The sequence below is a fragment of the Klebsiella sp. D-Nf1 genome, assembly GCF_002810515.1.
GTDB classification, from domain to species: domain Bacteria; phylum Pseudomonadota; class Gammaproteobacteria; order Enterobacterales; family Enterobacteriaceae; genus Klebsiella; species Klebsiella variicola.
Genome location: NZ_PIOK01000005.1, coordinates 149359 through 166174, shown reverse-complemented (window position 1 = coordinate 166174; position 16816 = coordinate 149359). Strand labels below are relative to the sequence as shown.

Here is a 16816-nt window from a genome sequence, read left to right as displayed (position 1 = left end):
TGCGTGAGATCACGCTTTTCCGCCGAGAAGAAAAGCTGTCATTTTAAAGTATGCTGTTGATAAGTAATTAAAAATTGTACATCCTGGCACAGATGAAATTCGGAGCATTCATTATGCAACAAAATTTTATCCCGCCGCGCTCACTCCCACGCCGCCTCCAGCATCTCCAGCAGCTGTTCGCCGCTCAGGCTGACCGGGTTGGCCTTCATCGACGAGGAGGTGCTAGCCGCCAGCGCCGCCGGTTCCAGCGCATCACGCGCCACGCCGAGGTCGCGCAGGGTGCCAAGACCGGCGCGATGGCTCCATTCCCGCAGACTGTCCCAGACCTGTTCCACAGGGACGTCCAGCCCGTCTGCCAGCCAGCGGCGAACGTCGTTGAAGCGCTGGCGCAGGGCAGGGTCGCTTATCTGCGACTCATTGAGCGCCAGGCCAAACGGCAGCAGGCTGCCGCATAAGGCGCCGTGCGAGGCGCGGCTCAGGCCGCCCAGCGGGCCAGCGAGGCCGTGGATCACCCCCAGCCCGGCGTTCGCCAGCGCCAGTCCACCGCACAGGCTGACCCATGCCATCTCGTCGCGGCTGGCCGGACACTCTTTTTCCATCAGGATTTTCAGCGCGCGGATGCCCCGCGGGATCGCCTGCTGGCAGAGGGCATCGGTAAAGGGAGTGGCCCGGCTGCAGAGCCAGGGCTCGATCACCTGGGTCAGGGCATCGAGGCCGGAGCTCAGGGTGATGCTCCGCGGCGCGTTGTCGGTCAGCGCCGGGTCGACAATCGCCAGGCCAGGCAGCATTCGGTCGTCGCGCAGGCTCACTTTTCGCTGTTGTTCCGGGACGTTGATCACCGCATTTTTGGTGACTTCCGCGCCCGTCCCGGCGGTGGTCGGGATCGCCACGAACGGCAGCGGACTGGCTTCCAGCTGACGACCCGTTCCCACCACCTCCAGATAGTCGACCAGCGGGCCGGCGGCGGGCACCAGCGCCGCAATCGCCTTACCGGCGTCAATCACCGCGCCGCCGCCGAGGCTGACCACTGCCCGGACGCCTTTCTCGCGCGCCAGCTGGACACCCTGCTCGATATCGATAAGCCAGGGTTCGCGGCTTATCGCCAGCGTCGTGACCTCCAGCTGCAGCGCCTCCAGCTGATGGCGCAGAAACGCCGCCCGCTGCGGGCTGGCGCCATGCACCAGCAGAATGGGGCCGCCCTGCTGCGCCAGCCAGGGGGCAGCGCTCAGGGCCTGACCACGGCCAAAACGAATATTTGCGGGCATCAAAACGGTAAAAGGGGTCAACATGTCGGGTTCCTTTTCGGCAAACAGGCTGGAATCAACTATACACATTATCCACTACTCTGCCTTGTTGCTGGCTGGCAAGGCTGACAATAGAGTAGAGTGAAAGATCTCTCTTTTATGGCTGAGGAATCGCTGACAATGCTAACAATTCTGGGCAAACGCTCTTCAATCAATGTACGGAAAGTGTTGTGGACCTGCGAGGAAGCCGGGCTGGCGTACCAGCAGGAGGATTACGGCAGCGGATTTAAGCCTCTGGATACGCCTGAGTTTCAGCGCCTGAATCCTAACAGCCTGGTGCCGGTGCTGCTGGACGGCGACTTTGTGCTCTGGGAGTCGAACAGTATCTGCCGCTATCTGGCGCGGAAAGCGGAGCGCTGGGATCTGCTGCCCGCCGAGCCACAGCCCGCCGCCGAGGTGGAGCACTGGATGGACTGGCAGGCGACCGAGTTCAACACTGCCTGGCGCCATGCCTTTATGGGGCTGGTGCGCAAAGATCCGCGCTTTCAGGATCCGGCGGCAATTAAAGAGAGTATTGCCACCTGGACCCAGTGCGTGCGCATTGTCGAAGCACAACTGCAGCGTACCGGGGCGTGGATAGCCGGCGAGCGCTTCACCCTCGCCGATATCGTGCTGGGGCTGTCGGTACATCGCTGGAAGATGACCCCTTTTGCCCATCCGGAGATGCCGGCCGTGGAGCGCTGGTATATGGCGCTCAATCAGCGCCCGGCGTTTATGCGCCACGGCAATAACGGCGTGGCCTGAGCATAAAAAAAGAAGCCCCTGGGGCTTCTTTTTATCATCCGGCGATCGCGTCTTAGCGCATGGTGACGAACTCTTCTGCCGCTGTCGGGTGAATGGCGACGGTGTTGTCGAAGTCTTTTTTGGTGGCGCCCATCTTCAGGGCCACCGCAAAGCCCTGCAGCATCTCATCCATCCCGAAGCCGATGCCGTGGATCCCGACAATCTTCTCTTCCGGGCCGACGCACACCAGCTTCATGCGGCACGGCTGGCGGTGAGAGGTGACGGCGGTGTACATCGCGGTGAAAGAAGATTTGTAGACCTTCACGGCGTCGTCGCCGTACTGCTCGCGCGCCTGCGGCTCGGTTAAACCGACGGTGCCGATAGGCGGGTGGCTGAAGACCACGGTCGGAATGTTGCTGTAGTCCAGGTGCTCTTCCGGCTTGTTGTTAAACAGCCGTTCGGACAGACGACGGCCTGCGGCAACCGCTACCGGGGTCAGCTCGACGGCGCCGGTATTATCGCCCACCGCGTAGATGCCCGGCACGTTGGTGTTCTGGAATTTATCAACGATGATGTAGCCTTTATCGTTGGTTTTCACGCCGGTAGCCGCCAGATTGAAGTTATCGGTCGCCGGTTCGCGGCCAATCGCCCAAATCAGGCAATCTACAGTCTGGCTGCGGCCATCTTCCAGCTCCAGCGTCAGGCTGCCGTCGGCATGCTTCACCACCGCTTTCGGGATGGCGTTGGTATGCAGTTGCGGGCCTTCGGCGTTCATCACTTCCACCAGCGTCTCCACGATCAGCGGATCGAAGCTGCGCAGCGGCGCGTGTTTACGCACGAACAGGTGGGTTTCGGCGCCGAGGCCGTTAATCACCCCCGCCAGCTCAACGGCGATATAGCCAGCGCCCACTACCGCCACGCGCTTCGGCAGCGCCGGCAGTTCAAAGAAACCGTCGGAATCAATACCGTATTCGACGCCCGGAATATTCGGGTGGCTTGGACGGCCGCCGGTGGCGATCAGGATATGGTCAGCGGTGATCGTCTCGCCGTTCACTTCCACGGTGTGGGCATCGACAAAGCGCGCGAAGCCTTTGATGACGTCGACGTTGTTCTTACCCAGTACGTTGTCGTAGGAGGTATGGATGCGGTCGATGTAGGCGCTACGGCTGGCGACCAGCTTGTCCCAGTCGAAATGGTTGATGGTGGTATCGAAACCGTAGTCCGGGCCGTAAAGATGAATCGCTTCGCGGATCTGCGCCGCATGCCACATCACTTTTTTCGGCACGCAGCCGACGTTGACGCAGGTGCCGCCCAGCGCTTTGGCTTCAATCAGCGCGCACTTCTGGCCGTACATAGCCGCGCGGTTAATCGAGGCGATACCGCCGCTACCGCCGCCGATGGCGAGGTAATCATAATGTTTGCTCATGCCCATATGTCCTTAATCGTTGATTGCCGCGATTGTAGCGCGAGGCTTAAAAGGTTCCACCGATGGTTGCGATTACTCCGGTACGATCCAGCTGACCGTGGCGTGGCCGGTGCCGGCCGGAACCAGCTTGCTGTGCAGCCACGGCAGCACATTGTTCATCTGCTGCTCCAGCTTCCACGGCGGGTTGATGACGATCATCCCGGAGGCGGTCATACCGCGCTGGTCGCTGTCCGGACGCACCGCCAGCTCAATCTGCAGAATTTTGCGAATGCCGGTGGCTTCTAACTCTTTGATCATGCGCTTGATCTGTGCGCGCAGCACCACCGGATACCACAGGGCGTAGGTGCCGGTGGCGAAGCGTTTGTAGCCTTCGTGGATCCCGGTCACCACCGCCTGATAGTCGGTTTTAATTTCATACGGCGGGTCGATCAGAATCAGACCACGGCGTGATACCGGCGGCAGCTTGGCTTTCAGCTGCTGGTAGCCATCGGCTTTATCAACGCGCGCGCGGCTGTCTTTCTGGAACTCGGCGCGCAGCAGCGGGAAGTCGCTCGGGTGCAGCTCGGTCATCTGCAGGCTGTCCTGCTCGCGCAGCAGCTGGCGGGCGATCAGCGGGGAGCCCGGGTAGTAGCGCAGCTGGCCGTTACGGTTGAAGTGTTCGACCACGGAAATATACGGCTCCAGCTCTGCCGGCAGGTCGTCCTGTTGCCAGATGCGGGCGATGCCTTCGAGATACTCGCCGGTACGCTCGGCGTGCTCGCCGCTCAGCTGATAGCGGCCCGCGCCAGCGTGGGTGTCCAGGTAGAGAAACGGTTTTTCTTTCTCTTTCAGCGCTTCGATGATCAGGCTCTGAACGGTGTGTTTGAGGACGTCGGCGTGGTTGCCTGCGTGAAAGCTGTGGCGATAACTGAGCATGGATACAGAGATTCCGGGAAGTAAACAAGTTAACCGATAGTTTACCGCAGATCGGCCGAGATTACCGCTGCGCCGCCGTGCTGTTTCATTTGTGCCAAAAGCGTTGCAAAACATAACGCTGTCATAAAAACGTCAAACGGCCGCGCTAGCGTCGGGTGCAGGCAAGGTAATTATTTGAATAAAAGGAAAAATAATGAAAAGGCAACTCTCACTGCTGGCCGTCGCGCTGCTGCTGGCGCAACCGGTTCTGGCCAAAGACATCCCGCTGGACAGGGCGGCGGCCCTCGCCAATAGCGTGACGCCGGCTGCCTCCAGCCAGGCGTATGACGATCTTGAGCAACAGGCGCTGACGCAGCTACGTCACGCTCTGCAGGGGGATGCCGCCACGCTGACCCGCGATCGGTTAGCGCACACGAAACAAAATAAAACCCAGGCCGATACCGCCTGGCTGAAGGCCAGCGGCTATGACTTCCAGACCCGGGCCAACCAGCAGGCGGGTATTGCGCTGTTGTCGGCGTTTAGCACCCTGCCGGAGACCGTCGTGAAGCAGAATCTGGCGACGGTGACCGCCATCAATCGCGATGCCGTGCAGACGACACGCCGTCAGGCACTGGCCGATGCGGAAGGGATTAGCTACCTCTACTTCCTCAGCGATGCGCTGGGGCCACGGCTTGGCAAAGCGTTTCTGGCCGCCTATGACCAGGGTGCGCTGGGGAAAGCGGCAGCATTGATCAAAGCCTCGGAAGTCAGCACCGGCGAAGCGAAAAAGCACTTCAACAATCCGCGGCCGTTTCTGGTTCAGGGCAACACCATTCACCTGGTGCCTGACGATGTAGTGGTGAAGGATAACCAGCCCTACACCGCTGACGGCGGCTCGTTCCCCAGCGGCCACACCAACACCGGCTATACCGATGCGCTGCTGCTGGCGGCGATGATCCCGGAGCGCTACGACGCGCTGGTAACCCGCGGCGCCCGCTATGGCTACTCGCGCATCGTGCTGGGCGTCCACTATCCGCTGGACGTGATCGGCTCGCGGATGGTGGCCGAGCGCAACGTGGCCCATTATCTTAACGATCCGCACTACCGGGTGTTATTTAACGAAGCCCGCGATCAGCTGCGCGCTGCGCTGGCGAAAGCCTGCGGCACGTCGCTTGCCGAGTGCGCGAAGAGCAGTGTGAAAGACGATCCCTGGCGCGATCCGGCGATGCGTGATTTCTCTCGTTTCACCATGACCTACGATCTGCCGCAGCAGAAGGGGCCGCAGCCGCGTCTGCAGGTGCCTGAGGGGGCGGAAGTACTGCTGGAAGATGCCCTGCCGCAGCTGTCAGCGGCCCAGCGTCGGGCGTTGATGGTCAACACCGCGCTGCCGGCGGGTTACCCCCTTTCTGGCGCTACCCCCGAACAGCAGTTCTGGCAGCGGCTGAATCTGTCGGCGGCCTGGGAGATGGCGCAAAAAAGGCATTAATGCGGTTTCCGGCACGCTGCACCGCGTGTCGGCCTTTTCCTGCAACGGGCGGACTTATCGCAGCAATACCCAGGATGACGCACCGCCCGTCATTGAAATTCCCCCAACTATCCCCCATTCTAGATCTCATGCATAAGCGCCGGACGCGCGCTTCATTCACCCTTTTCAACAGGACAGCGCATATGACCAATCCATTACTGACGCCTTTTTCCCTGCCGCCTTTTTCTGCGATTAAACCGGAGCACGTGGTCCCTGCGGTCACCAAAGCGCTGGATGATTGCCGGGCCGCGGTGGAAAGCGCGGTGGCGCACGGCGCGCCGTATAGCTGGGAAAATCTTTGCCAGCCGCTGGCGGAAGTGGACGATGTGCTGGGACGCATCTTCTCGCCAGTCAGCCATCTGAATTCGGTAAAAAACAGCCCGGAACTGCGTGAAGCTTACGAACAGACCCTGCCGCTGCTCTCCGAGTACAGCACCTGGGTCGGCCAGCACGAAGGCCTGTATAAAGCCTACCGCGACCTGCGCGATGGCGATAACTACGCCACGCTGAATACCGCGCAGAAAAAAGCGGTCGACAACGCGCTGCGCGATTTTGAATTATCCGGTATTGGCCTGCCGCCTGAGGCGCAGAAACGCTACGGTGAAATCGCCGCGCGCCTCTCTGAGCTGGGCAACCAGTACAGTAACAACGTCCTCGACGCCACCATGGGCTGGAACAAGCTGGTGACCGACGTCGCCGATCTGGCCGGTATGCCGGAAAGCGCGCTGGCCGCCGCTCAGGCTCAGGCCCAGGCGAAAGAGCAGGAAGGGTATCTGCTGACCCTGGATATCCCGAGCTACCTGCCGGTGATGACCTACTGCGACAACCAGGCGCTGCGCGAAGAGATGTACCGTGCTTACTCCACGCGTGCCTCCGATCAGGGCCCGAACGCCGGTAAATGGGATAACAGCCCGGTGATGGCGGAGATCCTCGCCCTGCGCCACGAGCTGGCGCAGCTGCTGGGCTTTGACAGCTATGCGTTTAAATCCCTCGCCACCAAAATGGCGGAGGATCCCCAGCAGGTGCTCGACTTCCTCACCGACCTGGCCAAACGCGCCCGTCCGCAGGGCGAAAAAGAGCTGGCCCAGCTGCGCGCCTTCGCCAAAGCTGAGTTCGGCGTCGATGAGCTGCAGCCGTGGGACATCGCCTACTACAGCGAAAAACAGAAGCAGCACCTTTACAGCATCAGCGATGAGCAGCTGCGCCCCTATTTCCCGGAAAACAAAGCCGTTAACGGTCTGTTTGAAGTGGTGAAGCGTATTTATGGCATTACTGCCAAAGAGCGTACCGATGTCGATGTGTGGCATCCGGAAGTGCGTTTCTTCGAGCTGTATGACGAAAATAACGAGCTGCGCGGCAGCTTCTATCTTGACCTGTATGCCCGTGAACATAAACGCGGCGGGGCGTGGATGGACGATTGCGTCGGCCAGATGCGTAAACTGGATGGTTCCCTGCAGAAACCGGTCGCTTACCTGACCTGTAACTTCAACCGCCCGGTCAACGGCAAACCGGCGCTGTTCACCCACGATGAAGTGATCACCCTGTTCCACGAGTTTGGCCATGGTCTGCACCACATGCTGACCCGCATTGATACCGCCGGGGTCTCCGGCATCAGCGGGGTGCCATGGGATGCAGTCGAGCTGCCAAGCCAGTTTATGGAAAACTGGTGCTGGGAGCCGGAAGCGCTGGCGTTTATCTCCGGCCATTATGAAACCGGTGAACCGCTGCCGCAGGAGCTGCTGGAGAAAATGCTGGCGGCGAAAAACTACCAGGCGGCGATGTTTATTCTGCGCCAGCTGGAGTTCGGTCTGTTCGATTTCCGCCTGCACGCGGAATACAAGCCGGAGCAGGGGGCGAAAATCCTTGAGACCCTGGCCGAGATTAAAAAGCAGGTCGCTGTGGTGCCGGGCCCGACCTGGGGCCGCTTCCCGCACGCCTTCAGCCACATCTTCGCGGGCGGCTACGCGGCGGGCTACTACAGCTACCTGTGGGCCGACGTGCTGGCGGCGGACGCCTTCTCACGCTTCGAAGAAGAGGGGATTTTCAACCGCGAAACCGGTCAGTCGTTCCTCGACAATATCCTGAGCCGTGGCGGTTCCGAAGAGCCGATGGTGCTGTTCAAACGCTTCCGCGGGCGTGAGCCGCAGCTGGACGCGATGCTGGAGCACTACGGGATCAAGGGTTAAGTCTGCGGTGAAGATCTGCTTAATTGATGAAACAGGCGCCGGAGACGGCGCCTTATCTGTTTTAGCCGCCCGCTGGGGGCTGGAGCAGGATGACGATAACCTGATGGCGCTGGTGCTGACGACGGAGCATCTGGAGCTGCGTAAGCGCGATGAGCCCAAACTTGGCGGCATCTTCGTCGACTTTGTCGGCGGGGCGATGGCCCACCGGCGCAAGTTTGGCGGCGGCCGCGGTGAAGCGGTCGCCAAAGCGGTGGGCATTAAAGGCGATTACCTGCCGGATGTCGTCGACGCCACCGCCGGGCTGGGACGCGATGCCTTCGTGCTGGCGTCGGTCGGTTGCCGCGTGCGGATGCTTGAGCGTAATCCGGTGGTCGCCGCACTGCTCGACGATGGCCTGACGCGCGGCTATGCCGATGCGGAAATTGGCGGCTGGCTGCAGGAGCGCTTGCAGCTGATCCACGCCTCCAGCCTCAATGCACTGACCGATATCATGCCGCGTCCGCAGGTGGTGTACCTCGATCCGATGTTCCCGCATAAGCAGAAAAGCGCGCTGGTGAAGAAAGAGATGCGCGTCTTTCAGTCGCTGGTGGGGCCCGATTTAGACGCCGATGGCCTGCTGGCCCCGGCGCGCCAGCTGGCGACCAAACGGGTGGTGGTAAAGCGCCCGGATTATGCGCCGCCGCTGGCGGAGGTCGTCACGCCGAACGCGGTAGTGACCAAAGGGCATCGGTTTGATATTTACACCGGTACGCCGGAGTAATATTACGCCGTGGTGGTATCTCCCGGATAGCGGCGCAATGCGCCTTATCCGGGCTACCGAATCGTAGCCCGGCTCAGCGTAGCGCAAGCCGGGAACCGCAATATCTGAACAAACGGCGCCAGTGCGGACCGGCCATCCTAAGCGGTTACTCGGCGCCAGCCGGGGTATTAATCATCCGGTTCAGCCACGGCACCATCAACGCCATCACCACCGTGACGCCCAGCGTCACGAGGCCAATTTTACTGAACACATCGGTATAGACCGGCAGCGTCTGCAGCGGGTCGGTGATGTTTTCCGGCACCGCGGTAAAGGTCGCCACATAGCCGCCCAGCAGGAACGCGGCGGCCTGGGTCAGGAACCACATCCCCAGAATAAAGCCCATCAGATGCTGCGGCACCAGCGCGGCAACCATCGCCAGCCCCAGGGCGCTGATCAGCAGTTCGCCCAGGCTCTGGAACAGATAGACCAGCACAATAAACCACGGCGAGGTTAATCCCTGGGCGTCGGCGAACCACATCCCGGCGGCCGCGGCGGTCAGGAAGCCCAGCGCGCAGAGCAACATCCCGAGGGTAAACTTCACCGGCATGGTCAGGTCTTTCCCTTTGTGACCGAGATGGGTGTAGATCGCCGCCAGCACCGGACTGGCAACCACCACCCAGAAGGGATTGAGCGCCTGGAAGCTGACCGGGTTGATGGTAAAGCCCAGGATCTCATGATGGACGTTGTTGATGGCGAAGAAGTTCAGCGAGGTCGGCATCTGGGCATACAGAATGTAGAACAGTACCGCCTCGATCATCAGGATAAAGGCGACGAACATTTTGTTGCGTCCGGTTTTATCGAGGCGAAACGCTTCGCGGAAAAAGAACACTATGACCACGATCGACAGGACAATCAGCACCAGGTTGGCGACCATCACGTTATGCATCAGCCAGGCGCAGAGAAAAATCATCACTACGGTACCGGCCAGCACCAGCGCCAGATTGCGCAGGCTGAGGGGACGGTGATCCGGCTCAGAGCCGATATCTTTCACCATCCCGCGGCAGGCGACGTAGACCAGCAGCGCGATAATCAGTCCCGCGCCGCACAGGTTATAGGTCACGGCATAGCCAAACTTTTCCGCGATCACTGGCGCCAGTGAGAGCGACAGCAGTGAACCGATGTTTATCGACATATAAAACAGGGTGAATGCCCCGTCGAGACGGGCGTCCTTCGGTGGATAGCATTTTGACAACAGGCTCGCCGGGTTGGCTTTAAACAAGCCGTTACCGACGGCGATGGTGCCGAGGGCGATAAAGATCAGCTGCGGTTTCAGCAGCGACATCCCAGTCATAAAGTAGCCGATCGCCAGCACAATCGCGCCGAGCACCAGCGTGCGTTTGGTCCCCAGCAGATGGTCGCCCACGTAGCCGCCGATGGAGATCAGCCCGTAAACCAGCGCCGCGAAGGCGCCGAAGGTGATAAAGGCCTGTTCCTGAGAGAAGCCCAGCTGTTTGACAAAGAAGACCGCCAGGATCCCCTGAACGCCGTAATAGCCAAAACGTTCCCAGAGCTCCACAAAGAAGATCATGAAGAACGGACGAGGTTGCTGCAGCAAGCCCGTAGGTGCAGTTGTATTCATATTCCTTCGCCTTGTTTTACTTTCCCAAAAAGTATGAACGCGTATGCCAGAACGCGCTGAAAATGTCTGATAACTCGCCATGCTGCGGTTATTGGCTTAATGAATAGATTATTATATAGATGTTTTGGCGAATAACTGGTTGATCACACTAATTGAATGGCTTGTTTATGGATTGAAGCTCTGTTGTGGGCGGCGGAGGACTGAAATAAAAAACGCCCGCATCGGCGGGCGTCTTGGGTGTGGAAAAAGCGAAGGTTATTCGTCTTCTTCGTCGCGCAGCGGTACGATCAGCATATCAACGTGAACGGTGTTGATCAGCTGACGCGCGGAGGACATCAGCTTGCTCCAGAAGTCCTGATGGTGGCCGCAGACCACCAGATCCATATCATATTTTTTGATCGCATCGACCAGCACCTGACCCAGGTCGCCGCTGCCGCTCAGGGTCTCGGTGATCGGGTAGCCCGCGTTGGTCGAGAGCTCGGTCAGCGCGTGATGGGTCTCTTCGGAGATGCGTTTTTGCATGTCGCCGAGGTTAACGTCAATCAGCCCGGTGTAGAGGTCGGAGTAATTCACATCCACGTGGATCAGGGACACTTTCGCGTTATACGGGCGGGCCATAGAAACGGCTTTTTCAACCAGTACTTTACTCTCCGGGGACAGGTCTACTGCAATAAGAATATGTTTGTAAGCCATAGTGTTACTCCTTCCATAAGTTTGTCGATGACCATTGGACCTGGCAGCTGGCGCTGCCGTTTCGCCCGCGTCCTGCGTGCTACATTCGCGGGAGGGTAGCCTTTAAGGACTTCATTGTAGAAGATATTTCCTACCTTATAGCGCCCCCCGCACTCCGTCAATGCACTGGGTTCACCTAAAAGTTAAACAAATTTATCCGTCTTACGTATTGATAACGAATAACCTTGTGGTAAAAAAATTAATGGATCTCCTACACTATTTAATGAGCCGGTCGGAAAAATAAATGTGATCGGAATCGCACTCTTTACGGTATCGTCGTGGGTTATTTGGGGAGCGGTAGCCGCGGAGGATTTCTCCGTGGGCGGGTCGCCGGGGAGGAGGTATGATCAGCACTATTGCGCTGTTTTGGGCCCTGTGTGTCGTTTGTGTGGTGAATATGGCACGCTACTTCTCATCGTTGCGTGCATTATTGGTGGTGCTACGTGGTTGCGATCCCTTGCTCTATCAGTATGTTGATGGCGGTGGTTTTTTTACCTCGCATGGGCAGCCCAGTAAACAAATGCGGCTGGTCTGGTATATCTATGCCCAGCGTTACCGTGACCATCACGATGATGAATTTATTCGTCGCTGTGAACGTGTTCGCCGGCAGTTCATCCTGACCAGCGCGCTGTGTGGTCTGGTGCTGGTGAGTATGATTGCGCTGATAATCTGGCACTAACGACATCTTCGGGATAAAAAAAACGGGCCAGCAAGCTGACCCGTTTTGATCGAATGCCGTTTAAATCAGTTTCAGGGAGAGCCAGTAAAGGACACCTGAAAGGATAATGGCTGCCGGAAGGGTCAACACCCAGGCCATCAGGATGCTGGTTACGGTCTTTTTCTGCAGACCACCGCCATCCACCAGCATTGTCCCCGCCACTGAGGAGGAGAGCACGTGGGTGGTGGAAACCGGCATCCCGGTGTAGCTCGCCAGGCCGATAGAAACCGCCGCGGTCATCTGAGCCGACATACCTTGTGCGTAGGTCATGCCCTTCTTACCAATTTTCTCACCGATGGTGGTCGCCACGCGGCGCCAGCCGATCATGGTGCCGATACCTAACGCCAGCGCGACCGCCATAATAATCCAGATTGGCGCGTACTCGATGGTGCTCAGCATATCGGTTTTCAGTTTCTTCAGCAGACGCTGGTCGTCATTGCTGACGTCCGGCAGCTTCGCCACTTTATCGGTGGTGTCGGAGATGCAGAGCATAATGCGACGCAGCTGACCGCGCTGATCCGGTGACAGTGAATCGTAGGTTTCAACGCCGGTCAGCATAGTCTTCACGCGGTCAAGCGCGTTGATGGTATTTGCTGGATGGCAATGAAACTCACCGTTGGCCGCGGTATTGGTATCCGGAGACGGAACCAACTGGTCAACACCGGTGGCTTTCTTCAGCAGGTCAGGGCGCTGCTGGAAGAAGGTTTCCACGTTGTTGACCGCATCGCGGGTACGGGTGATTTCGTAACCGGAGGCGTTCATATTCACCACGAAGCCCGCCGGGGCGACGCCAATCAGCACCAGCATCACCAGACCAATGCCTTTCTGCCCATCGTTGGCGCCATGGGAGAACGACACGCCGATAGCGGACAGGATCAGGGCGATACGGGTCCAGAACGGCGGTTTTTTCTTACCGTCTTTCTTTTCACGCTCTGCGGGGGTCAGGTGAATACGCGCGCGTTTCTTGGTACCGCTCCAGTAGCGACGGAGAATGAAAATCAGGCCGCCCGCAATCACCAGACCGACGATCGGCGAGATGATAAGCGAAGCAAAAATACCAATCACTTTCGGGATATTCAGCGCATCAACCACTGAAGTACCGGTCATCAGCGCATTGGTTAAACCAATACCGATGATGGCGCCAATCAGGGTGTGAGAACTGGAGGCCGGGAGGCCGAAATACCAGGTGCCGAGGTTCCAGATGATCGCCGCCAGCAGCATTGAGAACACCATGGCGAGGCCATGCGCGGAACCCATGTTAAGCAGCAGATCGGTCGGCAGCATATGCACAATGGCATAGGCTACGCTGAGACCGCCCAGCAGAACGCCGAAAAAGTTGAAGAGCGCCGCCATCGCCACAGCGAGCTGCGACCGCATTGCGCGAGTGTAGATAACCGTAGCCACCGCGTTTGCGGTATCATGGAAACCGTTAATCGCTTCGTAAAACAGTACAAAAGCTAAAGCAAGCAATAATAATAGTCCGGTATGTAAATCCAGACCGGCAAATAAATGTAGCATAGGACGTTACGCCATTTTGAGGACATGAACGCGGCGCATTATCAGTGACTTTAGCGGCGCGGGCAAAGTGAAATATAGACTTTTTTTGATTTTCTTCCTGTCTGGTTTCTACCCTGTTGAGAGTAATCCTATATCTTTCAAAGACGTAACTGAATGCTGTTTTTATCGTGCTGGTGCGACCAGAGTGAAATATTTACAATTCCCGACAATTGGGGAATGAGGAAAGTTGAGTGGAAAGGTTTGATGCCATTGTGATCGGCGCCGGTGCGGCGGGAATGTTTTGTGCAGCGCAGGCAGGGCAGTTGGGCTGCCGCGTCCTGCTGCTCGATAATGGCAAAAAGCCGGGGCGCAAAATCCTGATGTCCGGCGGCGGCCGCTGCAACTTTACCAACATGTATGTTGAGCCGGCGGCCTATTTGAGCCAAAACCCGCATTTTTGCAAATCTGCGCTGGCGCGCTATACCCAGTGGGATTTTATCGAGCTGGTCGGCAAATATGGCATCGCCTGGCATGAGAAGACCCTCGGCCAGCTGTTTTGCGATGATTCGGCGGAGCAGATCGTCAATCTACTGCTTGCGGAATGCGAAAAGGGCGGCGTGCAGATCCGCCTGCGCAGCGAAATCCTCAGCGTGGAGCGGGACGAACAAGGTTACCGGCTACAGGTGAACGGCGAAACGCTGGCGGCGAAGAAACTAGTGATCGCCTCCGGCGGCCTGTCGATGCCGGGGCTCGGCGCCTCGCCGTTTGGCTACAAGGTGGCCGAGCAGTTTGGCCTGAAGGTGCTGCCGACCCGCGCCGGGCTGGTGCCGTTTACCCTGCATAAGCCGCTGCTCGAGCAGCTGCAGGTGCTCTCCGGCGTCTCAGTGCCTTCTACCATTACCGCCGAGGATGGCACCCTGTTCCGCGAAAATCTGCTGTTTACCCATCGCGGCCTTTCCGGGCCGGCGGTGCTGCAGATTTCCAGCTACTGGCAGCCCGGCGAGTTCGTCACCGTCAATCTGCTGCCGGACTGTCATCTTGACGAATTCCTGAACGAGCAGCGCAGCGCGCATCCTAACCAAAGCCTGAAAAATACCCTGGCGATGCAGCTGCCGAAGCGGCTGGTCGAATGTTTACAACAGCTTGGGCAGATACCTGATGTGACACTGAAGCAACTGAACGTTCGCGATCAGCAGTCGCTGGTGGAGACGTTAACCGCCTGGCGCGTGCAGCCGAACGGCACCGAAGGCTATCGGACGGCGGAAGTGACGCTCGGCGGCGTCGACACTAACGAACTCTCGTCACGTACCATGGAGGCGCGTAAGGCGTCGGGTCTCTACTTTATCGGCGAAGTGATGGACGTCACCGGCTGGCTCGGCGGCTATAACTTCCAGTGGGCTTGGTCAAGCGCCTGGGCCTGCGCGCAGGCGCTGGTGGAAGGGTAACGGCGGTTTTATTCCGGCGGACAGGCGTCGGTTTATCCGCTGATGTTATGTTGCTTCAGTTTACGCCACAGGGTGGTAGGACTGATGCCGAGGATGGCCGAGGCTTTGGTTCTGTCGCCATCCGTTTTTTCAATCACGCTCGCGATCAGCTTTTTCTCCTGTTTTTTTAGCAGATCGCTCTCATCCGCGACCACCGCGAGGTCAGTAACAAGAGACACGCCCTGGTGACAGGGCGGTGAGAGGTGACTGATCTGCTGCAATACCGCTTTATCCACCGTATCACCCTCCAGCAAGACGATGAGGCGATAAATGACCGCCTGCAGCTCACGGATATTGCCTGGCCAGTCATAGTTCTGTAAGCAGTTCACGGCATCCGGGGTAAAGGTGAGGTGCTTGTTCTGTTGCTGCAGAAGATGGTGAATCAGCACCATAATATCTTCGGGTCTTTCGCGTAATGGCGGGAGCTGCAGTTCAAGGATATTGATTCGGTAATAGAGATCCTGGCGGAACTCCCCGCTGGCGACGAGCTGACCCAGATCTTTATTGCTGGCGGTGATCAGGCGGAAATCGGCTGAAAGCAGGGCGTCGCCACCAAGACGGGAAAACTGCTTCTCCTGCAATACGCGCAGCAGTTTGACCTGAACCGACAGCGGGGCTTCGCTGATTTCATCAATAAATACCGTTCCGTTAGTGGCCATTTCAAAGACCCCTGGTTTGCCTCCCTTCCGCGCGTTGGTAAATGCGCCTTCGGCATAACCGAAAAGTTCACTTTCCAGCAGGCTCTCCGGAATAGCCGCGCAGTTGAGGGCGATAAAAGGACCATGGCTGCGGGCGCTGACGTGATGAATACTCTGAGCAAACAGTTCTTTCCCCGTGCCGGTATCCCCTAAGAGATGGACCGGAAGATCATGCTGAGCGCACAGCCTGGCTTTTTGTATCACCTGATGCATGATCGGCGATTGAGCAATAATATTGTCAAAAGAATAGCTGGTGGCATAGCCGCGTAATTTACTTTTTTTACTGTTAGTCTGCTGCCAGAGCGTACTTTCCTGGCTTAAGCCAGTGATAATGGCATAGGTGTTTTGGCGATTGGAAAAATGACGGACTGAGATACAAACAAGTGTGCCATTAATTTCGATAGTTTGCTCTTTGATGTTGGACTCATTAATCATGCTGGCATAGATATCTTTAAAAGCTTCTTTTTTAAAGATTTTGTCACCCACCTGACATTGAAATAAGGTCATGCCGATAGCATTGATATTAATGATTTCACCCAGTTGATCAACACACATAATGCCTTCGCGTGATTGATTCAATGCCGCATGGCTCATGACTAACTTTAAATTTTCCCGATTAATATACTTTAGTAAGCCATGAGCTTCATTAATAGCTTGTTCAATGGAATTGTTGTCGGCGTCGCCTTCAATGACGTTGAGATTGTATTTCTTGGCCATTTCGGCGACAGTCAAACCACCAATGACCATATGATAACCATTTTCTGACAGATTTTTTATAACATTTTCAATGTCATGGTGATTGTAGACCTGGCAGATTTTAAACTCGTCGTTGGTCATGCTTTGGTAATGCCGCAGCGCCCGGCAAAACTGAGGGAAACCAATGGCAGCAATTTTCTGTGATTTATTCTTGGCTTCCTGCAGGATGCGGTATACGCCATGAAAATCATGGGCAATTTCGATAACCGGAATAGGGATGTTATTGCGAAGCAGGGCCGCGGTGCCGCCCCGGCTAATAATGATTCTGGTGCCGGACTGGATCATTTCATTAGCTTTATTGAGAACGTCAGAATAACGAAATTCATAGACGGGGATTTCCAGTTTACGCTCAATAAGAACATTCATTATCCGTTGGGTAATGGTGCTGGAAACTGAGAAGATGACAATTTCATTATTCTTCATACATTATTCACTTATCGGCTCAGGATTGGCTAAAATCATTATAATTTTAAGGCGCAGATAAATAATGACGAA

13 protein-coding genes are annotated in these 16816 nt (G+C 57.3%); 6 read left to right on the top strand and 7 right to left on the bottom strand.

Going from position 1 to position 16816, the window contains the following annotated elements; genetic code table 11:
- Positions 1-140: 140 nt before the first annotated feature.
- Entirely contained in the window at positions 141-1289 is a 1149-nt protein-coding gene (locus CWM54_RS19760) for an iron-containing alcohol dehydrogenase (RefSeq protein ID WP_100698214.1), read from the bottom strand.
- A gap of 135 nt (positions 1290-1424) precedes the next feature.
- On the opposite strand from CWM54_RS19760, the gene CWM54_RS19755 reads away from it, so the two are divergent.
- On the top strand, positions 1425-2048 hold the full coding sequence (locus CWM54_RS19755) for a glutathione S-transferase family protein (protein WP_055323085.1): 624 nt from the start codon (positions 1425-1427) through the stop codon (positions 2046-2048).
- Between the two features lie 52 nt (positions 2049-2100).
- On the opposite strand, the gene gorA is transcribed toward CWM54_RS19755, so the two are convergent.
- Both gorA and CWM54_RS19745 read right to left on the bottom strand, forming a co-directional pair.
- Positions 2101-3453, bottom strand: coding sequence for a glutathione-disulfide reductase (gene gorA, locus CWM54_RS19750; protein WP_100680932.1), 1353 nt, complete (start codon positions 3451-3453; stop codon positions 2101-2103).
- 72 nt (positions 3454-3525) lie between these two features.
- A complete protein-coding gene (locus CWM54_RS19745; RefSeq protein WP_008806933.1) occupies positions 3526-4368 on the bottom strand; it encodes a 23S rRNA (adenine(2030)-N(6))-methyltransferase RlmJ in 843 nt (280 codons plus the stop codon).
- A 193-nt stretch (positions 4369-4561) separates the two neighbouring features.
- Between CWM54_RS19745 and CWM54_RS19740 the strand changes: the two genes are divergently transcribed.
- The 3 genes from CWM54_RS19740 to rsmJ all read left to right on the top strand — a co-directional run bounded on the left by CWM54_RS19740 (position 4562) and on the right by rsmJ (position 8818).
- Positions 4562-5833, top strand: coding sequence for an acid phosphatase (locus CWM54_RS19740; RefSeq protein WP_100698212.1), 1272 nt, complete (start codon positions 4562-4564; stop codon positions 5831-5833).
- 182 nt (positions 5834-6015) lie between these two features.
- Positions 6016-8058 (top strand): oligopeptidase A, encoded by a 2043-nt coding sequence (prlC, locus tag CWM54_RS19735; RefSeq protein WP_032733902.1) that lies wholly within the window; start codon positions 6016-6018, stop codon positions 8056-8058.
- A gap of 7 nt (positions 8059-8065) precedes the next feature.
- A complete protein-coding gene (gene rsmJ, locus CWM54_RS19730; RefSeq protein ID WP_061153042.1) occupies positions 8066-8818 on the top strand; it encodes a 16S rRNA (guanine(1516)-N(2))-methyltransferase RsmJ in 753 nt (250 codons plus the stop codon).
- Between the two features lie 145 nt (positions 8819-8963).
- Here rsmJ and dtpB read toward each other — a convergent pair whose 3' ends face one another.
- Together dtpB and uspA are read right to left on the bottom strand one after the other, a co-directional pair.
- Positions 8964-10436 (bottom strand): dipeptide/tripeptide permease DtpB, encoded by a 1473-nt coding sequence (gene dtpB / locus CWM54_RS19725; protein WP_100698210.1) that lies wholly within the window; start codon positions 10434-10436, stop codon positions 8964-8966.
- A 255-nt stretch (positions 10437-10691) separates the two neighbouring features.
- Positions 10692-11129 (bottom strand): universal stress protein UspA, encoded by a 438-nt coding sequence (gene uspA / locus CWM54_RS19720; RefSeq protein ID WP_004145166.1) that lies wholly within the window; start codon positions 11127-11129, stop codon positions 10692-10694.
- Between the two features lie 382 nt (positions 11130-11511).
- On the opposite strand from uspA, the gene uspB reads away from it, so the two are divergent.
- Positions 11512-11847, top strand: a complete 336-nt coding sequence (uspB, locus tag CWM54_RS19715) for a universal stress protein UspB (protein ID WP_061153044.1) — start codon at positions 11512-11514, stop codon at positions 11845-11847.
- Positions 11848-11907: 60 nt separating this feature from the next.
- Here the strand turns inward: uspB and pitA are convergent, their stop codons facing one another.
- Positions 11908-13404: an inorganic phosphate transporter PitA gene (gene pitA, locus CWM54_RS19710; RefSeq protein WP_061153045.1), complete on the bottom strand. Its 1497-nt coding sequence runs from the start codon at positions 13402-13404 to the stop codon at positions 11908-11910.
- A gap of 230 nt (positions 13405-13634) precedes the next feature.
- On the opposite strand from pitA, the gene CWM54_RS19705 reads away from it, so the two are divergent.
- On the top strand, positions 13635-14828 hold the full coding sequence (locus tag CWM54_RS19705; protein ID WP_100698208.1) for an NAD(P)/FAD-dependent oxidoreductase: 1194 nt from the start codon (positions 13635-13637) through the stop codon (positions 14826-14828).
- 32 nt (positions 14829-14860) lie between these two features.
- Here CWM54_RS19705 and CWM54_RS19700 read toward each other — a convergent pair whose 3' ends face one another.
- Positions 14861-16744, bottom strand: a complete 1884-nt coding sequence (locus tag CWM54_RS19700; protein ID WP_100680927.1) for a sigma 54-interacting transcriptional regulator — start codon at positions 16742-16744, stop codon at positions 14861-14863.
- Positions 16745-16816: the final 72 nt, after the last annotated feature.